Source organism: Halococcus morrhuae DSM 1307, assembly GCF_000336695.1.
Classification (GTDB): domain Archaea; phylum Halobacteriota; class Halobacteria; order Halobacteriales; family Halococcaceae; genus Halococcus; species Halococcus morrhuae.
Genome location: NZ_AOMC01000031.1, coordinates 1 through 1,113, shown reverse-complemented (window position 1 = coordinate 1,113; position 1,113 = coordinate 1). Strand labels below are relative to the sequence as shown.

1 protein-coding gene and 1 pseudogene are annotated in these 1,113 nt (G+C 62.0%); both read right to left on the bottom strand.

Annotated elements, in window-relative coordinates; all coding sequences use genetic code 11:
- Nucleotides 1–360, bottom strand: a pseudogene (locus C448_RS01480) (RNA-guided endonuclease InsQ/TnpB family protein); the annotation flags it as partial.
- A gap of 344 nt (nucleotides 361–704) precedes the next feature.
- Nucleotides 705–1,113: redoxin domain-containing protein (locus tag C448_RS01470; RefSeq protein ID WP_004051355.1), on the bottom strand; the 409-nt coding region annotated here is incomplete at its 5' end.

The window sequence follows — 1,113 nt, the reverse complement described above, 5'->3', positions numbered from 1 at the left end:
CACGTCGTAGCCCTCGGACTGATACGCAACCGAACGAAAGTCACCCGCACCCTGCCACATGAGCCGTCCGACCTTCCGCCCGTTCTGCCGATGTTCCTTAAGGACGGTCAGGTCGCGGTGGATCTGTGAAACGGTCTGTTGGGCGGCGTGCGCCGAAACTTCCGCGAAGGTCGGCCACTCGCGCTTCCAATCGGTGAGTTTCGAGTGCTGGTCGTAGGCACTCGGTCGGTCGTTCCACTCGGCGTGATAGTAGTCACGCACCGCATGATTCCGTATCTGGCGGTGGATGTCGATGTGCCGCCACGCCTCGCTCGCCGTGGGATCGTCGGGATACGCACGGAAACGAAGCGTGAGATCCATCGACTAGTCCAGGCCTTCGCGGATGAGGTCGCCGTAGGCACGCGGCATCCGAAGCCCGTGTTCCTCGGCGTACTCGGTCGCTCGCTCGATGTCTTCGTCGGTGAGGTCNGGTCGCCGTAGGCACGCGGCATCCGAAGCCCGTGTTCCTCGGCGTACTCGGTCGCTCGCTCGATGTCTTCGTCGGTGAGGTCGACGCGAAGGTGTCGCTGTTCCATATCCGTTACAGATTCAGTTAGCATTTTCGCACACATAAATGCGTCGGGCGTCCGTTGAGCTTACGCGATTCACCCGCGGGGTCAAGCCCCGCGGCACTCTCGCTGCACTACCTGTAGACTCCGGTGGGATTACGATTCGACGGCATCGAGGATCGCGTCGTACTCCGGTTCGTTCGTCGGATCGTCGGCGACCCAGTCGTAGATCACGGTGCCGTCCTCGTCGAGCACGTAGACCGCACGGTTCGCGATGCCGTAGAGACCCAGTTCCTCGATATCGATCTCCAGATCGTATGCTTCGATCGCCTCACGGCTCATATCGCTCACGAGATCGAACGCGATGTCGTACTCCTCACGGAACGCGCCGAGCGAGAACGCCGAGTCGGCGCTCACGCCGAGGAGTGTCGCGCCGGCGTCCTGGAACTCGTCTTGATGATCCTGCAGGGCGACCATTTCGTTCGTGCACGGGGGCGTGAACGCACCGGGGAAGAACGCGAGAACGACCGGTCCGTCACCGAGATGCTCGTCGAGTTCGAACGGT